Raw genomic sequence first — 21,326 nt, 5'->3', positions numbered from 1 at the left:
TTGAGCTGATCCTGACGGAGGAAATTCCCATGTCTTCTACACTTGCTCATGGGGATTCCCCGAGTCAGTCGATTGTTCAACCGCCTTCCCGTGCTATGACAAAACCACCTCCCATGAAACGTGCCCGCTCCGGCCCCATGGCTGACCGATTGTTCGGTTACGCCGCCAAGGCCTCTGCCTTGGTGACCTTGTTGTTGTTGGTCTCCATTCTGGTTACTTTGACCATGAGTGCCTGGCCTGCCATCAGCAAATACGGCCTGTCTTTCCTGACCAGCACGACCTGGGACCCTGTGCAGGAAGAGTTTGGTGGTTTGGTGATGATTTACGGCACCTTGGCCACGTCGCTGATTGCCTTGTTGATTGCAGTGCCGGTGAGTTTCGGCATTGCTTTGTTTTTGACCGAGTTGTCGCCTGCCTGGCTCAAGCGCCCCTTGGGCACCGCGATTGAGTTGCTGGCGGCTGTGCCGTCCATCGTGTACGGCATGTGGGGTTTGCTGGTGTTCGGCCCGGTGCTGGCCACGTATGTGCAGCAGCCTATTCAATCGCTGACCGCTGGTATTCCTTACATCGGTGCTTTTTTCTCCGGTCCGCCGGTGGGTATCGGTATTTTGTCGGCCGGCATCATTCTGGCCATCATGATCATTCCGTTCATCGCTTCGGTGATGCGCGATGTGTTTGAAGTCACGCCCCCCATGTTGAAAGAGTCTGCCTACGGGCTGGGCGCCACCACATGGGAAGTGGTCTCCAAGGTTGTGCTGCCTTACACCAAGACCGGTGTGATCGGCGGCATCATGCTGGGCCTGGGCCGCGCCATTGGCGAGACCATGGCGGTGACCTTTGTGATTGGTAACTTCAACCAACTGGATTCTTTGAGCTTGTTCCAGGCGGCCAACAGCATTACCTCTGCGCTGGCCAACGAGTTCGCTGAAGCCGGTGAGGGCTTGCACCAGGCTTCGCTGATGTACCTCGGCTTGGTGCTGTTCTTTATTACCTTTGTCATTCTTTCCTTGTCCAAACTCCTGCTGGCGCAACTGCGCAAGGCGGAGGGAGCCAAATCATGAGCGCAACGCTTTCACAAATTCGCAGCGCGCGTTTTGCGCAGCGCAAGCGCGTCAATATTCTGGCCACCGGGCTGGCACTGGCAGCCATGGCATTCGGTCTGGTGTGGTTGTTCTGGATTCTTTGGGAAACCTTCCGCCTGGGCATTGGCGGCATGACGCTGGCCACGCTGACGGAAATGACCCCGCCCCCCAACGAGGCAGGTGGTTTGGCCAACGCCATTTACGGTTCGCTGCTGATGGTGGTGCTCGCAACCTGTGTAGGCACCCCCGTGGGTGTGATGGCCGGTATCTACCTGGTGGAGTTTGACAACAAGAGCTGGTTGGCTGCCACCGTGCGTTTTGTGAACGACATTTTGCTATCGGCGCCTTCTATCGTGGTGGGCCTGTTTGTGTATGCCGTGGTGGTGTCGCGCTTCAAGTCGTTTTCGGGCTACGCCGGCATTTTGGCCTTGTCGCTGATCGTGATTCCGGTGGTGATCCGCACCACGGAAAACATGCTGCAACTGGTGCCTGCCGGTTTGCGTGAAGCGGCTTATGCCTTGGGCGCACCCAAGTGGAAAGTCATTTTGAGCATCACCCTCAAGTCGGCCCGTGCCGGTGTGATTACGGGTGTGCTGCTGGCGGTGGCCCGCATTGCCGGTGAAACCGCGCCTTTGCTGTTCACTGCGCTGAGCAACCAGTTCTGGACCTCATCGCTGAGCGAGCCCATGGCCAGCTTGCCTGTGACCATTTTCAAGTTCGCCATGAGCCCGTACGAAAACTGGCAGCAACTGGCGTGGGCCGGTGTGTTCTTGATCACTTTGGCTGTTTTGGGACTGAATATTTTGGCTCGGGTATTGACCCGCACCAAGGCCTGATGCGCTGAGCGCACTGACGTTACAAGGATTACTTTTATGTTGAATACCCCTAGCGCACCGACCAAGTCCAAGATTTCCGTCAAGGACCTGAACTTTTACTACGGCAAGTTCCACGCCCTCAAGGGCATCAACCTGGAAATCCCCGAAAAGCGCGTGACCGCGTTCATCGGCCCCTCCGGTTGCGGCAAATCTACGCTGCTGCGCATCTTCAATCGCATGTTTGAGTTGTACCCCGAGCAGCGCGCCGAAGGCCAAATCATGCTGGACGGTGAGAACCTGTTGACCAGCAAAGAAGACGTAGCGTTGTTGCGCGCCAAGGTCGGCATGGTGTTTCAGAAGCCCACGCCGTTCCCGATGTCCATTTACGACAACATCGCCTTTGGCGTGAAGTTGTTCGAAAACCTCAACGCCACCGATATGGAAGAGCGTGTGGAGTGGGCGCTGCGCAAGTCCGCGCTGTGGACGGAAGTGAAAGACAAGTTGCATCAGAGTGGCTCCAGCCTCTCCGGCGGCCAGCAGCAGCGTTTGTGTATTGCACGCGGCATTGCGATCAAGCCTGAAGTGCTGTTGCTCGACGAGCCTTGCTCCGCGCTGGACCCCATTTCTACCGCCAAGGTGGAAGAGTTGATTGTGGAGTTGAAGAACGATTACACCGTGGTCATCGTGACCCACAACATGCAGCAAGCGGCGCGTTGCAGCGACTACACCGCCTACATGTACCTGGGCGACCTGGTGGAGTTCGGGCCGACAGAGCAGATGTTCTTCAAGCCGACACGCAAAGAAACAGAAGACTACATTACCGGCCGTTTCGGCTAAGCAAGGAGAGGACGCTATGCCCGATAAACATCTTTCGACCCAGTTCGACAGCGAACTGACGTCTGTCTCGTCCCAGGTGATGGAGCTTGGGGGACTGGTGGAGTCGCAAATCCGCCAGGCGATTTACGCACTGTCCCAATTCAGCGTGGAAGTGGCCGATGAGGTCAGCGCCCGCGAAGCCCGCGTGAACGCGATGGAACTGGAGATCGACCGCGACCTCTCCAGCATTATTGCCCGCCGCCAGCCCACCGCCCGCGACCTGCGTTTGCTGATTGCTATTTCCAAGACCACCGCCAACTTGGAGCGTGTGGGGGACGAGGCAGAAAAAATCGCCCGCATGGTGCGTTCCATCATTCAAAGCGGTGCACCCCGTTCGCTGCCATCTTTGGAGCTGCGTGTGGCGGCCGATTTGGCCTCCGGCCTGTTGAACAAGGCGCTGGATGCATTTGCCCGTTTGGACGTGGCGGCAGCCGTGTCCATCCTGAAGGAAGACGACCTGATCGACGCGGAGTTTGACGGCTTCGTTCGCAAGCTGGTCACCTACATGATGGAAGACCCCCGCATGATTTCCCCCAGCTTGGACTTGTTGTTCCTGGCCAAGGCGATTGAGCGCATCGGCGACCACTCCAAGAACATCGCTGAGTTCATTATTTATGTGGTCAAGGGTGAGGATGTCCGTCACTCCACCATGGAAAAAATCGAGTCTGTTATCAAATGAAGACGATGCCCGCTGTTCTGGTGGTCGAGGATGAGTCGGCTATTGCAGAGTTGATTGCAGTCAATCTCCGGCACAACGGGTTCCGCCCCCGCTGGGCGATGGACAGTGACACCGCTCAGCGTGAGATTGATGCGGGAATTCCTGACCTGATTCTGCTCGACTGGATGCTCCCGGGCGAAAGCGGTTTGACGTTGGCCAAGCGCTGGCGCTCTGACCCCCGCACCAAGGACGTGCCCATCATCATGCTCACTGCACGTGGTGATGAGGCCGATCGCGTGGCGGGCTTGGATGCCGGAGCGGACGATTACATTGCCAAGCCGTTTTCTACCAAGGAATTGCTGGCCCGGGTGCGTGCGGTATTGCGCCGTCGCACGCCGGAAAGTGCCGGCGATGCGCTGACGATTGCCGGGCTGACGCTGGACCCTTCTACCCATCGTGTATCTTTTGAAGAGATGGCTTTGAAGCTGGGGCCAACCGAATTCAAGCTGTTGCACTACCTCATGGGACATGCCGAGCGGGTACACAGCCGTGCCCAGCTTTTGGACAACGTCTGGGGCGACCATGTGTATATCGAGGAGCGCACGGTCGATGTCCACGTCAAACGGCTGCGAGAGGCTTTGGCCCACGCGGGCTCGATGGTGGAAACCGTGCGTGGTGCGGGCTATCGCTTGACCGCGAAACCCGCAGTACCCGTGGTCTCGCCGGCCTTGGCCGCTGACAAAGTCAACGCCTGATTGCTGGTTACAGTTAGCGGATGTTTTTTCGCATTTTGTCTTTCCTGCTGCTGCAGATCGCAGGCGGCTTGGCAGGGTACTGGGTGTCTGGTGCGGGTCTGCCTCATTGGGGGCCTTTCTTCGGAGCACTGGCCGGAGGCTTCGCTTGGCTGTTGATCGATGCGGCTCGGGGTATGCGCCTGATGCGCTGGCTGCAACATGGCGAGTCCACCGAAATCAAGCTGGGCTACGGGTTCTGGAGCGAGGTAGCAGAACGTACCCGGCGGCAATTCCGCGCCCGTGAGCGCCGCGTGGCGGATGGCGAAACCAAGCTGCAGGATTTTTTGGCCGCTTTGCAAGCCTCTCCCAACGGGGTGGTGTTGTTGGATGCGTCGGGCCGTATTGAGTGGTTTAACCAAATGGCGGGGCAACATTTCGGATTTGATGCCCGCCGTGACATGCTCCAGCATTTCGGCAACCTGGTGCGCGACCCTGGCTTTGCCACCTACTACACCGGTCACGATTTCAGCCACGGGCTGGTCATGCCGGGGCGAGAAAGCACCGGCTCCAAGCCCGTCAAGCTCTCTGTGCACTTGCACCCCTACGGAGAGGGGCGTAATTTGCTGCTGTCGCGGGACATCACTGCGGTAGAGCAGGCCGAGGCTATGCGGCGCGACTTTGTCGCCAATGTGTCGCACGAAATCCGTACGCCGCTGACCGTGCTGGCCGGCTTTGTCGAGACCTTGCAGACCCTGCCTCTGGACGAGGCCGAGCGCCATAGCTATCTGAACCTGATGTCGCAACAGGCATCGCGTATGCAGAGTTTGGTGAATGATTTGCTCACCCTGTCTCGCTTGGAGGGCAGTCCTGCTCCTTCCGGTGCGGATCTCGTGGACATGGTGCAGTTGCTGCAGCAGTGCAAGCAAGAGGCTCACCAGCTGTCCTCTCTGGTGTGGGGCAAAGCGCAAGACATTCAGTTTTTGATTTCCGATGCGGTAGCCGTCACCGGCTCACCCACTGAATTACACAGCGCGGTGGCCAACCTGATTGGCAATGCCATTCGCTACACCCCAGCAGATAAAAGCATTCAGGTCCACTGGCGTAAAACAGCAGATGGCTTGGGTGAGCTCTCGGTGCAGGACACCGGACCGGGCATTGCGCCGGAACACATTCCCCGTCTGACTGAACGCTTTTACCGCGTTGACAGAAGCCGCTCCAGGGATACCGGTGGTACTGGCCTGGGGCTGGCCATCGTCAAGCATGTCGCGCAGCGCCATGGCGCTGAGTTGCTGATTGAGAGTATTCCGGGAAGGGGCTCTACATTCACCTTGCGATTCAAGGCTGCGCGGCTGCGGCTTCAATAAGCGGACTGCGCACCGCCGCAACTGTTTAGTCGGTCTTGAGGCGCTTCAAAATCCAAAACATTTCTGATCCAGCGACCGGATGTTGCACCAAGGTGTGGGGTGCCCATTGGCTTCTGTCGATAGACGGTGAAATTTCGGCATTGCCCGCAGGCTCTGTGAGAAGCCAAGGGCATTCCGCTGCGTTGGTGGCTTGTCGCAAGTCGAGTTGGCCGTACCAGCGCAATGCTGCGATTTGGGCGACGTCGATATTCATGACCGCTGCACATTGGTCCGCAGAAATAATGGCACGGGTCTGGCGAACCATAGTTTTTGCGCTTTGTGCGTAATCCAGCAATGGCATCCATAGCGTCATCAACAGCAGCCAGCAGAGAGATGCTCCACTTGCAGGCAGCACCAGACTCTTCCAGATAGCCGCCCGATGACGACCGGCTCTCCATCGCACCAGCCATGCCCAAGCCAGCGTGGCGGCAAGGGCAAATACAAAGGGAAGCAGTTGAAAGCGGGCATCAAAACCCGGCGCGAGGCGTGCGACATTCGCCGCAGGTTGGGGCGGAACACCGGTTTGCATGGCAATCCACACCACCCAGATGATGATGCCGCATCCGGTAAAGAAGAGCAGAGTGAACCAATCGATCAGGGCGGCGACCTGGCGGCGCAGCGTAGGCAGCGCAAACGCAGCCATGGCAGCAAACGCGGGCAAAGCCAGCAAGAGGGAGCGGTCCGGTGAACCGGACAGCAGCATGGAGCCCACACTGGTCACAATAAACCAAGCAGGCAAAGATAAGTGCCGACTGATATGCAGATTGAACAGTTGCTTGCGCCATCGCCAGACGCTGTAGAGCGCCAGAGGCCATGACGGCCAGGTAAACCACAAGAGCAACTGCACATGCCCGTTCCAGTAGTCCCAGCTGAGAGCGGGCCATTCCACCTTCCAGACCCACAGCCCCAGAGCACGTGCGGACCATGCGATCAGCAGCGCGACGACAGCGAGTGCAGTCGCCTCTGCTGCGGTGTTTCGCACGGGGGCATGTTCCTCTGCACCAGTACGTTTGTCGATGGCATGGATGCAAGCGCCCCCCAAGCCGAAAAGCAAGGAAACCGCGGGTGCTCCACTCAGGCTCAAGCCCGCCATGCCGACCACAGCGCTGAGCGCAGGTCCGGTGCGATGGTAGGGCAGTGCACTGAGCGCATAAAACAACAGGGCCGTAAAACCGAGTTGGGCAAGTGCCGGCGTAGTTTCATGGCCGAGTTGTGCCAGGCCCAGAGAGGCCAAAAACGCGAGGACTCCCCCGTCTGCCATGGCACGGGCATAGTCGGTGGGGCGCGCCTCGCCGCCAAAAGCGAAGGCCACCGGTTGTGCAGCAGGGCTGCGCGCCAGGTAGTAACTGCCGTACCACGTGCCGATGAACGCGATGGTCAACAGAAGTGCAAAAGGAATGCGCACCCAAAAATCGGTGTCCGCATGGGCTGGGGCGATTTCAAGTACCCAAGCTCCTAACCAATACGGCAACAGGGCGGGAAAGTCCGGGCGAATACCCAGCAGTGCGGGCTGCAACCAAGAAGCCTCACCCCGCTGCAACGCTGCCATAAAGCCGAGCGCACTCAAATCAGCACTGCGCCAGCCATCGCGTCCGATAAAGCCCGCGCCTATGAATGCCAAACACAGCAGTATCAGGGCGGGGCGGGGAAGGCGCCGCACAGAGGCTTGGGCAACGATGGCAGGATTGGGGAGGTTCACAGGTGTTGAAAAAGAGAATCAGCGGAGATCAAAAAAAAAGCAGCGCGGAGGTCCGTGCTGCTTTTATACCAACCCAGGCCGAGGCCTGAACTGCGATTACTTCGCTGCGGTTTTGCCGAAACGGTTGCGGAACTTCTCCACGCGTCCGCCCATGTTGTCCACCGACTTTTGGGTGCCGGTGTAGAAGGGGTGGGATTCGCTGGTGGTATCGAGCTTGAAGAGGGGCAACTTACGGCCGTCTTCCATATCGATCATTTCCTTGGTGTTTGCGCAAGAACGTGTCACGAATTTGAATCCGTTAGACATGTCCTGGAAGCACACTTCGCGGTAGTTGGGGTGAATGCCTTCTTTCATACTCTTCTCCATCAGTTGCGCCAGCCGCGTAGACCCTTGCGCAAACCCTGCGCAATACAAAAGCCCGACGTACTTGTCGCGAAAACCTTGGATTATAGCCTAGGCCGTATCAGCCGCCCCGACGCATCATGTCGAAGAACTCGCTGTTGTTCTTGGTGGCACGCATTTGCTTAAGCACCATTTCCATGGATTCGATTTCATCCATGTTGTAGAGGAATTGGCGCAGGATGCGCGTTTTTTGCAGAATTTCGGGTTGCAGCAGCAACTCTTCGCGGCGGGTGCCGCTGCGGTTGAGCTGGATGGACGGGAAAATTCGCTTCTCGTACAGGCGGCGGTCCAGGTGCACTTCGCTGTTGCCGGTGCCCTTGAACTCTTCAAAAATCACTTCGTCCATGCGGCTGCCGGTGTCCACCAGAGCTGTGGCGATGATGGTGAGCGAGCCGCCTTCTTCCACATTGCGGGCCGCACCCAAGAAACGTTTGGGGCGCTGCAGGGCGTTGGCATCCACACCACCGGTCAGCACTTTGCCGGAGGAGGGCACCACGTTGTTGTAAGCGCGTGCCAGGCGGGTGATCGAATCCAGCAGGATCACCACGTCTTTTTTCAGCTCCACCAAGCGTTTGGCGCGCTCGATCACCATTTCGGCTACGTGCACGTGGCGCGCTGCGGGCTCGTCGAAGGTGGAGGCAATCACCTCGCCTTTGACGGTGCGCTGCATTTCGGTCACTTCTTCCGGGCGCTCATCCACGAGCAAAACCATCATGTGGCTGTCGGGGTAGTTGGCGGAGATGGCGTGGGCGATGTGCTGCATCATCACGGTCTTGCCGCTCTTGGGCGGAGCCACCAACAAGGCGCGCTGGCCTTTGCCGATAGGCGCAATGATGTCGATGACACGGCCGGTGATGTTTTCGTCGGTCTTTAGGCCATCTTGCTCTAGGCGCATCTGCACCTTGGGGAACAGAGGGGTCAAGTTTTCAAACATGACCTTGTGCTTGTTGCCTTCCGGCGGGCCGCCGTTGACCTTGTCCAGCTTGTTCAGCGCAAAGTAGCGCTCGCCGTCTTTGGGCGTACGCACTTCGCCTTCAATCATGTCGCCGGTGTGCAGGTTGAAGCGGCGCACCTGGCTGGGGCTGATGTAGATGTCATCCGTGCTGGCGGTATAGCTCGTGTCGGGGCTGCGCAGGAAGCCGAAGCCATCCGGCAGGATTTCCAGCACGCCATCCGCAATGATCTGCTCGCCCGCACGGGCCCGCTTCTTGATGATGGCGAACATCAGCTCCTGCTTGCGCATGCGGCCGGTGTTTTCAATCTCAAGTTCTTCAGCTTGCTTGAGCACTTCGGACACGTGCAGTGCTTTGAGTTCGTTTAAATGCATGGAGTGGGTCCCGTCAGGGCGTTAACCGGAAATCGGCAAAGAAACCAGTGGTGGTTCAAAAATCTGGGGAGTGGGGAGTGAGGCAAGACCGTGTGCTTGGCCTCGGTGTCCGGAGCCTGATCTGGCTGACCGCCTTCAATCCGGCGGGTGAACACAAATATTATGACAGGAAATTGCGACCGTGCTGCAGTGTCACGGTCGCAGGGGCTAGCGGCGGATCAGGCCAGTTGTTGGTCAATGAAGGCAGTGAGTTGCGCTTTGCTCAATGCGCCCACCTTGGTAGCAGCCAATTGGCCGCCTTTGAACAACATCAGGGTAGGGATGCCGCGGATGCCGAACTTGGCAGGAATGTCGCGGTTTTCGTCCACATTCATCTTGGCGATTTGCAGTTTGCCTTCGTAAGTGGCAGACACTTCGTCCAAGATGGGGGCAATCATTTTGCAAGGGCCGCACCACTCGGCCCAGTAGTCCACCAGGATAGGTTGGTCAGACTGCAACACATCGGCTTCAAATGTGGCGTCGGTTACGTGTTTGATGAGTTCGCTGGCCATGGTGGTTCCTTTGGAAGAGTGCTAATGCAGCTAAAGTGGCGGCATTGTGACAGAAACCAAGTCCCCCCACGCCCTGCCGCAGGCTATCGCCGGCATAGCCAAAAACGATACTGCCCCGGCCTTGCGGGCCTTTCAGTACCCTCCCGATCACCCGGCAATGGCGCTCTGGTCGGACCCGGCCTCCGGCTTGATCGCCCGTTTGCAGCAGTGGATGACCTCAGAGGGCATTCACCCGGGGCGCACGTTGGTGCTTCTGCCGTATGCGCAGCTCTTGCCGCTGGCGCGCCGCGTCTGGTCGCAGCACTGTGCGCAAGGGTTCGCCCCCCGGTTTGAAACCACGTCTAACTGGCTGGCCTCTCTGGGCGACCGCACATTGCAGGCCACCGACATCAGCTTTGATGTGGCCTTGGATACCTTGACTGCGCAACACCTTCTGGCCGGCAGTGGCATGCCGGACCCCGCGGGCTTGGCAGGTTTGTTGGTGGAGACGGCGCACCAGTTGGCCCCTTATGCGGCTGCGGCGGGACCGCAGGGGCGCAGCGCGTGGGCCCAGGAGGCAAGGCGCAGCCTGGCCGCAGGCATGGATGGCCCCGCGCTGGCGTGGGAAGCCCGCGTGCTCCAGGTGGCCGTGGAGTGGGCCGCCGTCTCGGCTTTCGATACCGATGTGTTGTTCGAAGACGCTGCCCCCGATGCCTGGGATGCAATTGCGCTGGTACAAGGCCTAGCCGTGGACCCGGTCGCCACTGCGCTGCAGGCCCATTGGGGCAGCTGGGCACGGCTCTTTATGCTGGATGCCTCTTTGGAGCCGGCGGAGGATGACCTAGGAGCCTCCCCTGTACTCGGGAGCGCTACGCTTGTGGAGACAGCGTTGCCATCGGTGCTGCATTTCCATGCATGCCAAGACGCAGAGGACGAAGCCCAGCGTGCTGCGGCCTGTGCCATGGCGCATGTGGCTGCAGACAGGTTTCCCGTGGCCTTGGTGTCCTCGGACCGGGCGCTGACGCGACGGGTGCGTGCGATGTTGGAGGGTGCAGGCATTGCCATGCGGGATGAAAACGGCTGGAAGCTCTCGACCAGCCGGGCAGGCGCCGCACTCATGGCTGTGCTCAAAGCCTCGGTGTGGAATGCCAGCACGGACGCTGTGCTGAATGCCTTCAAGCTCACGCCCGCACTCCAGCCGGACATGCAGGCACTGGAGCAGCTGCTGCGCAAAGAGCAAGTGCGGGACTGGCGGCAGGTGCCCGGCCACACGGCCATTCGCACATCTGAAGTGTTGCGTGCCCACTGCGCCCGCATCGAAGCGATCCGCGCCAAGCTTCAGGGCACACGCACCCTGCCGGCGTGGTTGGTTGCGCTGCAATCCGCGCTGGTGGACTCCGGCTTGTGGGAGCCGCTGGGCGCGGATGAGGCCGGGGCCAGCCTGCTGTCCGCGTTGCGCCTGGTGCCGCCGGAGCCCCAAGCCTGGGCGGAGTACACCGAAGCGGCCTTGTGGGCCGGCACCCGACGCGATTTGCCCGCTTTTACCGCCTGGGTGAACCAGGTGCTGGAGGCGCACAGCTTTCAGCCGCCGTACCCGGACGAAGAGCAGGTCGTCATCCTGCCCATGAGCCAGATGTTGGCCCGCCCCTTTGCCGCCGTAGTGCTGGCCGGTTGCGATGAGGTGCGCCTGCCGCCGTCCCCCGAGCCTGCCGGCTTGTGGACGCCCACCCAGCGCGCGGCCTTGGGCATGCCATCACGGCAGGCGCTGGAGGCCCGCCTGCGGGCGTCCTGGGGGCAGGCTTTGCGTGCGCCGGCGTGTGACGTGCTGTGGCGCACCAGCGACGATGCGGGCGAGCACATCGCCCCCAGTGCACTGGTGCAATCGCTGCAACTGTTGCTGCACGACGGGCCGCCGCCGCACGACCCGCGTGTGTTGCGGGAAATCGCTGCGGTCCCGGCACTGGCACCTATGCCGTGCGGAGACCGCTTGCCGGTCACCCAACTCTCGGCAAGCGGCTATGACGATTTGCGGACCTGCCCCTACCGCTTTTTTGCATTGCGCCAGCTGGGCCTCAAATCGGTGGACGAGTTGGATGCGGAGGTCGACAAGCGGGATTTTGGCGTTTGGTTGCACGCGGTGCTGCAGCAATTTCATGCCAGCTTGGCCGAGTCGCCGTGCGCAGATCGCAGTGCGCGCTCCGCCTTGCTGCAGCGCGTAGCGGAAGAAGTCACGGCCACCATGCACTTGCCCGAAGGCGAATTTCTGCCCTTTGAGGCCGCCTGGCCGCAGGTGCGCGAGGGCTATTTGCAATGGCTCGATAAGCACGAGGCCCAGGGCTGGACGTTCAGCAGCGGCGAAACCGCGCACACCCAGGTGGTGGGTACGACCACGCTGGTCGGCCGCATCGACCGCACGGACCGTGCAACGGCGGGCGAAGCCGGTGGCGGGCTCATGGTGCTGGACTACAAAACCGAGCCATCCGCCAAAACCAAGGCGCGGGTAAAAAATGCGCTGGAAGACACCCAAATCGCTTTCTACGCGGCCCTGCTGCCCGAGGACTCCTTGCGCGCGGCCTATATCAATGTGGGCGAGCGCGAGGGCACCGAATTGGCAGAACAAAAAGACATCCTGGCAGCGCGGGACGCACTGATTGAGGGCATCGTGGCTGACATGGAGCGCATCGCCCAAGGCCATGCCTTGCCTGCTTTGGGCGAAGGGGCGGCTTGCGACTACTGCCAGGCGCGCGGCTTGTGCCGCAAGGACTTTTGGAGCCAGGCATGAGCAGCGCTATCGAGGTGGCCGCCTACGAGGTCAATGGCCGGCGTGTGGCCCGTGAGCAGTTTTACGCGATTGCGTGCGATCCGCGTCGCAGTGTGGCGGTGGAGGCCTGTGCCGGTGCGGGCAAAACCTGGATGCTGGTGTCCCGCATGGTGCGTGCCTTGCTGGAAGGTGCAGCCCCCCATGAAATTCTGGCCATCACTTTCACCAAAAAAGCGGCGGGCGAAATGCGCGAGCGCCTGCACGAGTGGCTGCGCGACTTTGCCCGGGCTGATGACGCCACCCTGCGCAAAGAGCTCAAGCTGCGCGGCATGGCCGCAGAGCCCACACCTGAGCAGCTCCAGACCCTGCGCGGCCTGCACCAGGCCCTGCTTCTGGCGGGCCGGCCGGTGCAGGTGCGCACCTTCCACAGCTGGTTTGCGGCCTTGCTGCGCAGTGCGCCCATGGCGGTCTTGCACCAGCTCGGTTTGCCCACGCAATACGAGTTGCTGGAGAACGATGCCAAAGCCATCGTCCATGTCTGGCGGCGTTTTCAAACCCGCATTGCCGCAGAGCCCGCGGCTCGGGAGGATTATCAGCAGGCGGTGGCGGAGTATGGTCGCCACGGCACCCACAGGGCACTGGAGTCTGCGCTGGCCAAGCGCACCGAGTTCGCCCTGGCCGATGCACATGGGGTCGTAGAAGCCTCGGTGGCGCATTTCAGTGCGCAGTACCCGGCTTTTGCCGCCCTGGCGCAGCCCGATGACCGCATGCGCAGTGAGCCGGTGCAACACCTGCTGTGGGCCAGCGCACGCGCACTGGGCGCCAGCAGCCTGAAAACCTGCACCCAGGCCGGCAGCTTGTTGGAGCGCGCCTTGACCGATGGCGACACCGAAGGCGTGCTGGACGCCCTGTTCACCGAAAAAGGCAAAGGCACGCCCCGCAAGCTCAGCGAAAAAATGGCCGGCATCGAGACGGTGCGCGAAGCCCAGGCGGTGCTCGACGAGGTGCGCGCCGCCTCGCACCAGCACCAGGCCTGGCTGCACCAACAGCGCATGACGCGCCTGAGCCGGGGGCTGCTGCAGGACTACGCCGCCCTCAAGCGCGAGCTGGGCTGGATCGACATGGGCGACTTGGAGCAGGCCGCCTTGTTTTTGCTCTCGGATGACGATGTGTCCGGCTGGCTGCAAGAGCGGCTGGACGCCCGCATCCGCCATGTGCTGATTGACGAATTTCAAGACACCAACCCTCTGCAGTGGCAGGCGTTGAGTTCGTGGCTGCGGGGCTACGGCGGTGCCGGCAACGCGCCCGGCGTGTTCATTGTGGGCGACCCCAAGCAAAGCATTTACCGCTTCCGGCGGGCGGAGCCGCAGGTGTTTCGCGCGGCCAAAGAGTTTGTGGTGCAAGGACTGCAGGGCGACGTGCTCAGCTGCGACCACACCCGGCGCAATGCGCAGGCCATCATCGGGGTGGTCAACAGCGCCATGCAAGCGGCGCAGGGCGCGGGCGAGTTTGAGGATTTTCGCGACCACACCACCGAGTCGGCGGTGGCGGGCGAGGTCTTCAAGCTGCCCCGCATTGAGCGGCAGGCCGCTCCGGAGGCGGAGGATGCCGCCCCCGAGTGGCGCGACAGCCTGACCACGCCCCGCCACGAGGTAGAAGACACCCTCAAAACCCTGGAGTGCCGCCAGGCCGCCCTGTGGTTGGCCGGGCGCCTGCAAGGGCATGGGGGCCGCTTGCAGGCCAAAGACATCATGGTGCTGGCCCGCCGGCGCGAGCGGCTTACGCTGATGCAGCAAGAGCTGGCGGCCTTGCGCATTCCGGCGCAGCAACCCGAAAAGAACGAGCTGGGCGACATGCCCGAGGTGCAAGACCTGATGGCCTTGCTGGATGTGTTGGTATCGCCGGGGCACGACCTCTCGCTGGCGCGGGTGCTCAAGTCGCCGGTGTTTGGCGCCAGTGATGACGACTTGGTGGCGCTGGCCCTGCGCCACCGCCAAGCTCGCCGCGACGCCCGTGCCCTCCAAGACGCCGCCCAAGCAGCGGGTACCCCGCCGGACGCCGGGGTGGCGCAACCCAGCTGGCTCAGCGTGTTGCTGGCCTTGCCTGCCTCTGGCACGGCAGAGCCCTTGCAGCGCGCGGCAGCCAGCCTGCAACGCTGGCAGGATTGGGTGCAAACGCTGCCGGTGCATGACGCCTTGCACGCCATTTTTGAAGATGGCGATGTGCTGGCCCGCTACGCCGCCGCCGTGCCCGCCGTGATGCGCGAAGGGGTGTTGGCCAACCTGCGGGCGGTGCTGGGCGCTGCCTTGCAGGTGGACGGCGGGCGCTACAGCACCGCCTACACCCTGGTGCGCGCCCTGCGCGCCGGCGGCATTGCGGCCCCGGTGCGGGCCGATGCGGGTGCGGTGCGCCTGCTCACCATCCACGGCGCCAAGGGCCTGGAGGCGCCGCTGATGCTGATGCTGGATACCGATGCCGAAAGCGCCCGCACCGAATCCATGGGCGTGCTGGTGGACTGGCCGGGCGAAGCCCCATACCCGCGCAAGCTGGTGTTTTTGGCCAGCGAATCGCGCCCCCCCGCGTGCGTGGCGCCCACGTTGGCCCTGGAGCAAGCCGCCCGGCAACGCGAGGAGCTCAATGCGCTCTACGTGGCGCTGACCCGCACCCGCCAGACCCTGGTACTCTCCGCCATGGCGCCCCACCGCGAGCAGGCCGGCAGCTGGTGGAAGCGTTTGCAGGAGATGGCGCAAGAAGTGATGGCGGGTGCCCCTGAGGATGTGACAGAGGCGGCCCCGGCAGAGGTGCCGGCCAGTGCAAACGCGACTGAGGTGCCCGACTCAGGCCTCGCCACCACCGCGACCCCAGCGGCCGCCGCAGATCGCATTCAACTCTGGGCGCTACCGGGCTGTAATTCTGAGCGAAATAAGCCTCTAGCGCCCGTGGAGTATGCGCGAGCAGCTCCTGAAAAAGGAGCAAAAGAGGCGACGGAAAGCCTCGAATCCCGCATCGGCCAAGCCATGCACCGGCTGCTGGAGTGGGTGCCGGTGCGCGACGCTACCCCTGCGGGCGCCGCCGTGTGGACGGCCACCCAACTGGCGCAGGTGGGCCGTGCCTTTACCCTCAGCCCGGAGCAGGTCGAGCAGGCCTGGCAGATGGCGCAAGGCATACTCGGCGGGGAGGGCGCATGGGCCTGGCAGCGCAGCGCATTGATGTGGCATGCCAACGAAGTGGCGCTCACCCACGCCGGCCAGCTGCTGCGCCTGGACCGCCTGGTGCAGCGCCGCGATACCGGGGCGTGGTGGGTGCTGGACTTCAAATCGTCCGCCCAACCGCACACCCAAGCAGCCCTGTGCGCCCAACTCCGCGAGTATCGCGCTGCCCTGGCCCTCGTGTATCCGGGGCAGGCGGTGCACACCGCTTTTTTAACGCCGCAAGGCCGATTGATTGAACTCCTTGACTAACGTGCTTCCTGAAAATTCTTCTTCCCTGCCTCCGCTGGAGACCGATGTGGTCGTTGTTGGCGGTGGCCCTGCCGGCCTGATGGCCGCCCAAGTGCTCAGCGAGTCCTGGGTGTCGGTGCATGTGTTTGACGCCATGCCCTCCATCGGCCGCAAGTTCTTGCTGGCCGGCAAGGGCGGCCTGAACCTGACCCACTCCGAAGACGCCGACCGCTTCGCTGGCCGCTACGGCACCCGCCGTGGCGCCATCGAGGCGCTGCTCGCCGGGCTCGACGCCACGGCGCTGCGCAACTGGGCGCAGGGCTTAGGGGTGGACACCTTCGTGGGCAGCTCCGGCCGCGTGTTTCCCAAAGACATGAAGGCCGCGCCCCTGCTGCGGGCCTGGCTGCACCGCCTGCGCCACCCGGCGCAGGGCGCGGGGGTGCAATTCCACATGCGCCACCGCTGGACCGGCTGGGCCGACGGCACGCCAGCGGCAGGCCGCATCGCTTTGCAGTTTGATACCCCGGCCGGTGCGCGCCAGGTGCATGCCCGCGCGGTCGTGCTGGCGCTGGGCGGCGGAAGCTGGGCACGGCTGGGCTCCAACGGCGCTTGGGTGCCTTTGCTGGCACAGCGGGGTGTGGCAGTGGCGCCGTTGCTGCCTGCCAACTGCGGTTTTGATGTGCAAGGCGGCTGGACGCCGCTGTTCAAAGACAAGTTTGCCGGTCAGCCGTTCAAGTCGGTGGCTTTGTCCTTCACCACGGCGCAGGGCGTGGCCTTCTCCCGCAAAGGCGAGTTTGTGGCCACGGCCACCGGTGTAGAGGGCAGCCTGGTCTACGCCGCCTCGGCGCTGCTGCGCGACGACATCGTGCGCCACGGGCAGGCCACTTTCCACCTGGATTTGCTGCCCGACATGCCGGCCGAGAAGGTGCTGGCAGAGGTGATGCATCCACGCGGCAGCCGCTCGCTGTCCAGCCACCTCAAGAGCCGCCTGCATCTGGAGGGCATCAAGAGCGCCATTCTGTACGAATGCCTGTCCAAAGAAGCCATGGCCGATCCGGCACAGCTGGCCGCCGCTATCAAGGCTTTGCCCATCACCTTGCAGGCCGCTCGCCCCCTGGACGAGGCAATCAGCACCGCCGGCGGCGTGTTGTTTGAAGTGCTCACGCCCCAGCTGATGCTGGAGCAGGTGCCAGGCATGTTCTGCGCCGGCGAGATGCTGGACTGGGAAGCCCCCACCGGCGGCTACCTGCTGCAAGCCTGTTTTGCCAGTGGTGCCCAAGCCGGGCGGGGCGCTTTGCAATACCTGAATGCATTGTCAAAGTAGCCTCTAGCGCCCGTCTGGTATGCGTGAGTAGCTCCTGATTTGGTAGCAAATCAGGAGCTTTTTTCTTAGGCTTCGGTGACTTCTGCGGCTGCATTGGGCCGCAAACGGGGTGCTGCCGCGCGTACGCAGTTGCGCCCGCCGTGCTTGGCCTCGTACAAGGCCTTGTCGGCATCGCCCACAAACTGCGAGGGGGTGAAGTGCATGTCGGGGATGGCGCTGGCCACGCCAATGCTGGCGGTGACCCGCAGCGTGAGGCCGTCGATGGGGATTTCCAGGGCGGCAATGTCAGCGCGGAATTCTTCTGCCAAATCCAGCGCATCACCCAGGGTGCTGTTGATCAGCAGCACCACAAACTCCTCGCCGCCATAGCGGGCCAGCAGGTCGCCAGCGCGCTGCACCTTGCGCCGCATGTAGTCGGCCAGGGCTTTGAGACAGGCGTCGCCGGCGGGGTGGCCGTAGGTGTCGTTGATGGTTTTGAAATGGTCGATGTCCAGCAGCAACAGCGCCAGGGGTTGCTTGAGCCGGCTGGCACGCTTGTGTTCGGTGACGAGCGACTGGTCAAAAAACGCGCGGTTGCCCACCTGGGTCAGGCTGTCGGTTTGCGAGAGGCGTTGCAGCTGCTCATTGGCCAGGCGCAGCTGGTCCAGCGTGGTGTTGAGTTCGTTGGTGCGGGTCTGCACGCTGGCTTCGAGCTCGCGGTTGGCGTTTTCGGTGGCCTGAATCAAGGCGTGCTGCGAGGCACGGGCTTTGCGGGCATGCTCTAGCGCGGCTGCTTGGGCGTTGATGCGCAGGCTGCGGTCTGTGTTGATGCGGTCGGCCAGAGTCAGCGAGAGCAGTACCACCAGCATCAGCACCCCGATCTGGGAGGCGTTGTCGACCCAGAAGCCCGCCGGCAGCCAGCCGAATTTGCTGACGGTGAGCACGCTCACGCCCACAAACACCGAGGTCCACGACAGGCAATAAAACCGGGCGTAGCGCGCACCCCGCCACCAGCGCCAGTAGCCAATCGACAGCGCCGCCACCGACACCACCAGAATGAAGGCCGACGTCACCCGGATCACCAGCGCGTAGGGCAACACCGCGGTGCCCAGCATCAGCCCCAGGCTCACCCAGCCCATGGCTTTCATCACCCGGTGGGTGCGCGGGGCGTAGCGGCGCAGCTTGAGAAAGTTGTCCGCAAACAGGCAGGCAGACAAGCAGGCGCTGGCTATCGAGAAGGGCACGGCAATGCTGTTCCAGCGGATGGCGCTGGGCCACACATAGGCAAAGGCGTAGCCGCTCAGCGTGGACCAAAACACCAGGTAGCTGGCTACAAAGCTGATGTAGTAGAGGTAGTTGATATCGCGGGTGGAAAAGTACACAAACAGGTTGTAAACAATCATCACCACCAGCATGCCGAAGACGGCGCCTGCCAGCAGGTGCTCCTGGTCCGAGGCTTCGTAAAACGCAGCGGGTTGCCAGATACGCAGCGGCGCCTCCACGGTGCCGGTGGACGCCACCCGCAGGTACACCGCGTTGCGCCCGGGTTCCAGCGTGAGTGGCATTACAAAATGGTGGTGCTGCACCGTGCGCTGCGGAAAAGGCTGCTCATCGCCCAAGGCGTAGCGGTTGAGAATTCGGCCATCCACCACCTGCAGCAGGCGCACATCGTCCAGAAACGGGCGCGGCAGCTCGATGTAGCGCACCAGGGGTTTGCCGGTCTGGTTGTCCAGGTAGAGGCGGAACCAGTAGGCGTTATTGGTGAATCCGAAGTTGGGGCTGCTGCGGGCCACCGGCATCCAAGGCAGGCCGTCTGCCAAAGCCTGGGTGGCGTTGAGTTGGCGGCTTTCGTCTTGCAGGTAGGCGACGTGGGAGCCGACGTCGATCGACGTGGGGCTGTCGGCGTGCAGCGCAATGACGGGGAAGGTCGCAGAACCACCCACGGTCTGGGCGCCACAGGCGCTGACACACATGCACAAAGCCACGATCCAACGCAGGAAACCCATGACCATGTGTGCGTGGTTTTCTAGAAGGAGAAAAAGGGTAGTTGACGAGCCTTATCCCGGCACTGGCTCCACAGTTAGGGCTGCTTGGTTCCCCACCTGACCCGGTTGGCCGCTTCACCATGCGGGAAGGCCCGTCACCTGCTATTGTACCCCTGACTAGCCCGTAGAATCCTCGCATGTCTTATCTCGTGCTCGCCCGCAAGTACCGCCCCCGGAATTTCACAGAAATGGTGGGGCAGGACCATGTGGTGCAAGCCCTGACCAACGCGCTCACCACGCAGCGCCTCCACCACGCCTACCTGTTCACCGGCACCCGGGGCGTGGGTAAAACCACCGTGTCGCGCATTTTGGCCAAGTCGCTCAACTGCCAAGGCGTGGATGGCACTGGCGGAATCACCGCTACCCCTTGTGGCGTGTGCCAGGCCTGCTCTGATATTGATAGTGGTCGCTTTGTCGATTACACCGAGCTGGATGCAGCCTCCAACCGGGGGGTGGACGAAGTGCAGGCCCTGCTGGAGCAAGCGGTCTACAAGCCGGTGCAAGGGCGCTTCAAGGTTTTCATGATTGACGAGGTGCACATGCTCACCAACACCGCGTTCAACGCGATGTTGAAGACCTTGGAAGAGCCTCCCGAATACCTCAAGTTCGTGCTCGCCACCACCGACCCGCAAAAAGTGCCGGTGACGGTGTTGAGCCGCTGCTTGCAGTTCAACCTGCGCCCTATGGCGCCGGAAACTATCCGCGAGCACCTGACGAAAGTGCTGGAGGTGGAGCAGGTCAGCGCCGAAGCCCAAGCCCTGCGCCTGTTGGCCCGCGCGGCCCGGGGCTCCATGCGCGACGCCCTGAGCCTGACTGACCAGGCGATCGCTTTTGGCTCCGGCCAGTTGCAAGAGGCCACGGTGCGCCAGATGCTGGGCAGCGTGGACCGGTCGTATGTGTTCCGCCTGATTGAGGCACTGGCCTTGGGCGATGGCAAAACGGTGGTGGACACCTCAGAGGCCTTGCGCCTCAACGGCCTGAGCGCAGGCTCTACGCTGGAAGAAATGTCCACCATCTTGCAGCGCATGGCGGTGGTGCAAGCCGTGGGTGGTGCTGCCGCAGACGATGCGGACCCGGAAACCGCAGACATTGCCCGCCTGGCAGCCTTGTTGCCGGCGGACGAAACCCAGTTGCTTTACAGCATCTGCCTGCATGGCCGGGCGGACCTAGGGCTGGCGCCGGACGAATACGCCGCGCTCACCATGGTGCTGCTGCGCTTGTTGGCTTTCAAGCCCGCGGCTGAAAAAAAAACTCTAGCGATTCCTGAGCGCGTAGCTGCGCAGCAGCCGGCGGCAGTCGCTGCTGCGCCTGTGCCAGTGGCAAGTGCTTTGCCTGCAACTGCCGTGGCGCGTCCTGCCCCCGTGCCGGTGGCACCTGCTACTCCTGCCGTCGCAAGCCCTGTAGCGGCTTCTATTCCGGTGACAACGCCCGTGCCACCAGTCGCAGCGCCCGTGGCGCCGGCTGCCCCCAAAGCGGTACAGCCTTGGGAGGATGCTCCTGCTGCTCCCGGCCCGGCGCCGGCATTGCCTGCGGTGGCGGACCGCGTCGTGCCACCCGGACAGGTGTTGCCGGTACGCGAGAGCAGCCCTGACTCCACAGCCTCGCAGGACGATGACGCTGACCTCGCCCCGGAGGTGGGTGACGACGCCGTTGATGATGCTTATGAAGCGCCGTGGGTCGATGATGTGGATGAAGACTATGAGTCATCCATGCCTCTACCGCCCATCCAGAGTGCGCCTGCAGCTACCAAAATCGTAGCAATTCCAGTGCAGGAGTTGCAAGAAAGTGCGCTGGATGAGCCTGTGGCTGCGGTGGGGTTCGAGCCGACGGAAGAGGGCGACTTCTGGCACCAGTTGGTCGAGCAGCTGATCGCTTCCGAGGCCATCACCGCCATGGTACGGGTGCTGGCGCTGCAATCCCAACTGATTGCGCGCGATGCCGATCAGTGGTTGCTGCGCCTGGAGCGCGAGTCCTTGAACCAACCCAGCACCCGCGAGCGCCTGACCAACGCCTTGCATGCGGCCGGTTATCCGGTGCAACTGGCCATTGAGGTGGGACGGGTGGTCGATAGCCCGGCGCGGCGCAATGCGGCAGCGTCTGCCGAAAAGCAGGATGCGGCCCAGCGGATAATTCTGGGGCAACCTTTTGTACAAGCCATGATGCGGGAATACGGCGCGAAAATCGTGCCCGGATCCATCAAGCCCCTTTAAGGGCCATCACTTTTCTCTCTTTTTTCACCCCCTTTAAGGAA

15 protein-coding genes and 1 other RNA gene are annotated in these 21,326 nt (G+C 62.2%); 10 read left to right on the top strand and 6 right to left on the bottom strand.

The genetic code is table 11. From position 1 onward, the window contains the following. Positions 1 to 29 precede the first annotated feature (29 nt). From pstC to phoR, 6 genes are read left to right on the top strand one after another with little or no spacing between them, the layout of a single operon-like run. Positions 30 to 1,061 (top strand): phosphate ABC transporter permease subunit PstC, encoded by a 1,032-nt coding sequence (gene pstC / locus FDM28_RS13935; RefSeq protein WP_420853024.1) that lies wholly within the window; start codon positions 30 to 32, stop codon positions 1,059 to 1,061. Continuing rightward, on the top strand, positions 1,058 to 1,918 hold the full coding sequence (gene pstA / locus FDM28_RS13930; RefSeq protein ID WP_138516066.1) for a phosphate ABC transporter permease PstA: 861 nt from the start codon (positions 1,058 to 1,060) through the stop codon (positions 1,916 to 1,918). The genes pstC and pstA overlap by 4 nt, the downstream gene beginning before the upstream one ends. Before the next feature lie 36 nt (positions 1,919 to 1,954). Then, positions 1,955 to 2,734: a phosphate ABC transporter ATP-binding protein PstB gene (gene pstB / locus FDM28_RS13925; RefSeq protein ID WP_138516064.1), complete on the top strand. Its 780-nt coding sequence runs from the start codon at positions 1,955 to 1,957 to the stop codon at positions 2,732 to 2,734. A 16-nt stretch (positions 2,735 to 2,750) separates the two neighbouring features. Then, positions 2,751 to 3,452 (top strand): phosphate signaling complex protein PhoU, encoded by a 702-nt coding sequence (gene phoU, locus FDM28_RS13920; RefSeq protein ID WP_138516063.1) that lies wholly within the window; start codon positions 2,751 to 2,753, stop codon positions 3,450 to 3,452. Continuing rightward, entirely contained in the window at positions 3,449 to 4,186 is a 738-nt protein-coding gene (phoB, locus tag FDM28_RS13915) for a phosphate regulon transcriptional regulator PhoB (protein WP_138516061.1), read from the top strand. The genes phoU and phoB overlap by 4 nt, the downstream gene beginning before the upstream one ends. 20 nt (positions 4,187 to 4,206) lie before the next feature. Next, positions 4,207 to 5,529, top strand: coding sequence for a phosphate regulon sensor histidine kinase PhoR (gene phoR / locus FDM28_RS13910; RefSeq protein ID WP_138516059.1), 1,323 nt, complete (start codon positions 4,207 to 4,209; stop codon positions 5,527 to 5,529). A gap of 25 nt (positions 5,530 to 5,554) precedes the next feature. On the opposite strand, the gene FDM28_RS13905 is transcribed toward phoR, so the two are convergent. From FDM28_RS13905 to trxA, 4 genes are all read right to left on the bottom strand, one after another. Continuing rightward, positions 5,555 to 7,267: a hypothetical protein gene (locus tag FDM28_RS13905; RefSeq protein ID WP_138516057.1), complete on the bottom strand. Its 1,713-nt coding sequence runs from the start codon at positions 7,265 to 7,267 to the stop codon at positions 5,555 to 5,557. Between the two features lie 96 nt (positions 7,268 to 7,363). Beyond that, positions 7,364 to 7,621 (bottom strand): type B 50S ribosomal protein L31, encoded by a 258-nt coding sequence (locus FDM28_RS13900; RefSeq protein ID WP_138516054.1) that lies wholly within the window; start codon positions 7,619 to 7,621, stop codon positions 7,364 to 7,366. A gap of 109 nt (positions 7,622 to 7,730) precedes the next feature. After that, positions 7,731 to 8,996, bottom strand: a complete 1,266-nt coding sequence (rho, locus tag FDM28_RS13895; RefSeq protein WP_087497082.1) for a transcription termination factor Rho — start codon at positions 8,994 to 8,996, stop codon at positions 7,731 to 7,733. A 218-nt stretch (positions 8,997 to 9,214) separates the two neighbouring features. Next, positions 9,215 to 9,547, bottom strand: coding sequence for a thioredoxin TrxA (trxA, locus tag FDM28_RS13890; RefSeq protein ID WP_138516052.1), 333 nt, complete (start codon positions 9,545 to 9,547; stop codon positions 9,215 to 9,217). A 46-nt stretch (positions 9,548 to 9,593) separates the two neighbouring features. Here trxA and FDM28_RS13885 point away from each other — a divergent pair, with 46 nt between their 5' ends. From FDM28_RS13885 to FDM28_RS13875, 3 genes are read left to right on the top strand one after another with little or no spacing between them, the layout of a single operon-like run. Next, the gene (locus tag FDM28_RS13885; protein WP_240792013.1) at positions 9,594 to 12,308 is read left to right on the top strand and encodes a PD-(D/E)XK nuclease family protein; all 2,715 of its coding nucleotides are present in this window, start codon (positions 9,594 to 9,596) and stop codon (positions 12,306 to 12,308) included. Then, positions 12,305 to 15,748, top strand: coding sequence for a UvrD-helicase domain-containing protein (locus tag FDM28_RS13880; RefSeq protein ID WP_206021973.1), 3,444 nt, complete (start codon positions 12,305 to 12,307; stop codon positions 15,746 to 15,748). Before FDM28_RS13885 ends, FDM28_RS13880 begins: the two co-directional genes overlap by 4 nt. Further along, positions 15,741 to 17,051, top strand: coding sequence for a TIGR03862 family flavoprotein (locus FDM28_RS13875; RefSeq protein WP_276611955.1), 1,311 nt, complete (start codon positions 15,741 to 15,743; stop codon positions 17,049 to 17,051). The genes FDM28_RS13880 and FDM28_RS13875 overlap by 8 nt, the downstream gene beginning before the upstream one ends. A 65-nt stretch (positions 17,052 to 17,116) precedes the next feature. Here the strand turns inward: FDM28_RS13875 and FDM28_RS13870 are convergent, their stop codons facing one another. Both FDM28_RS13870 and ffs read right to left on the bottom strand, forming a co-directional pair. Beyond that, on the bottom strand, positions 17,117 to 19,042 hold the full coding sequence (locus tag FDM28_RS13870; protein WP_138516048.1) for a sensor domain-containing diguanylate cyclase: 1,926 nt from the start codon (positions 19,040 to 19,042) through the stop codon (positions 17,117 to 17,119). A 34-nt stretch (positions 19,043 to 19,076) separates the two neighbouring features. Next, positions 19,077 to 19,172: signal recognition particle sRNA small type (gene ffs / locus FDM28_RS13865), an RNA gene on the bottom strand. 40 nt (positions 19,173 to 19,212) lie between these two features. Between ffs and dnaX the strand changes: the two genes are divergently transcribed. Beyond that, complete coding sequence (gene dnaX / locus FDM28_RS13860) at positions 19,213 to 21,285, top strand: DNA polymerase III subunit gamma/tau (RefSeq protein WP_138516046.1); 2,073 nt, start codon at positions 19,213 to 19,215, stop codon at positions 21,283 to 21,285. The last annotated feature ends 41 nt before the right edge of the window (positions 21,286 to 21,326 follow it).

The organism is Rhodoferax bucti, assembly GCF_005876985.1.
GTDB classification, from domain to species: Bacteria; Pseudomonadota; Gammaproteobacteria; order Burkholderiales; family Burkholderiaceae_C; genus Allorhodoferax; species Allorhodoferax bucti.
The sequence above is the reverse complement of the archived record's forward strand: the minus strand, read 5'-3'. Positions and strand labels throughout refer to the sequence as shown.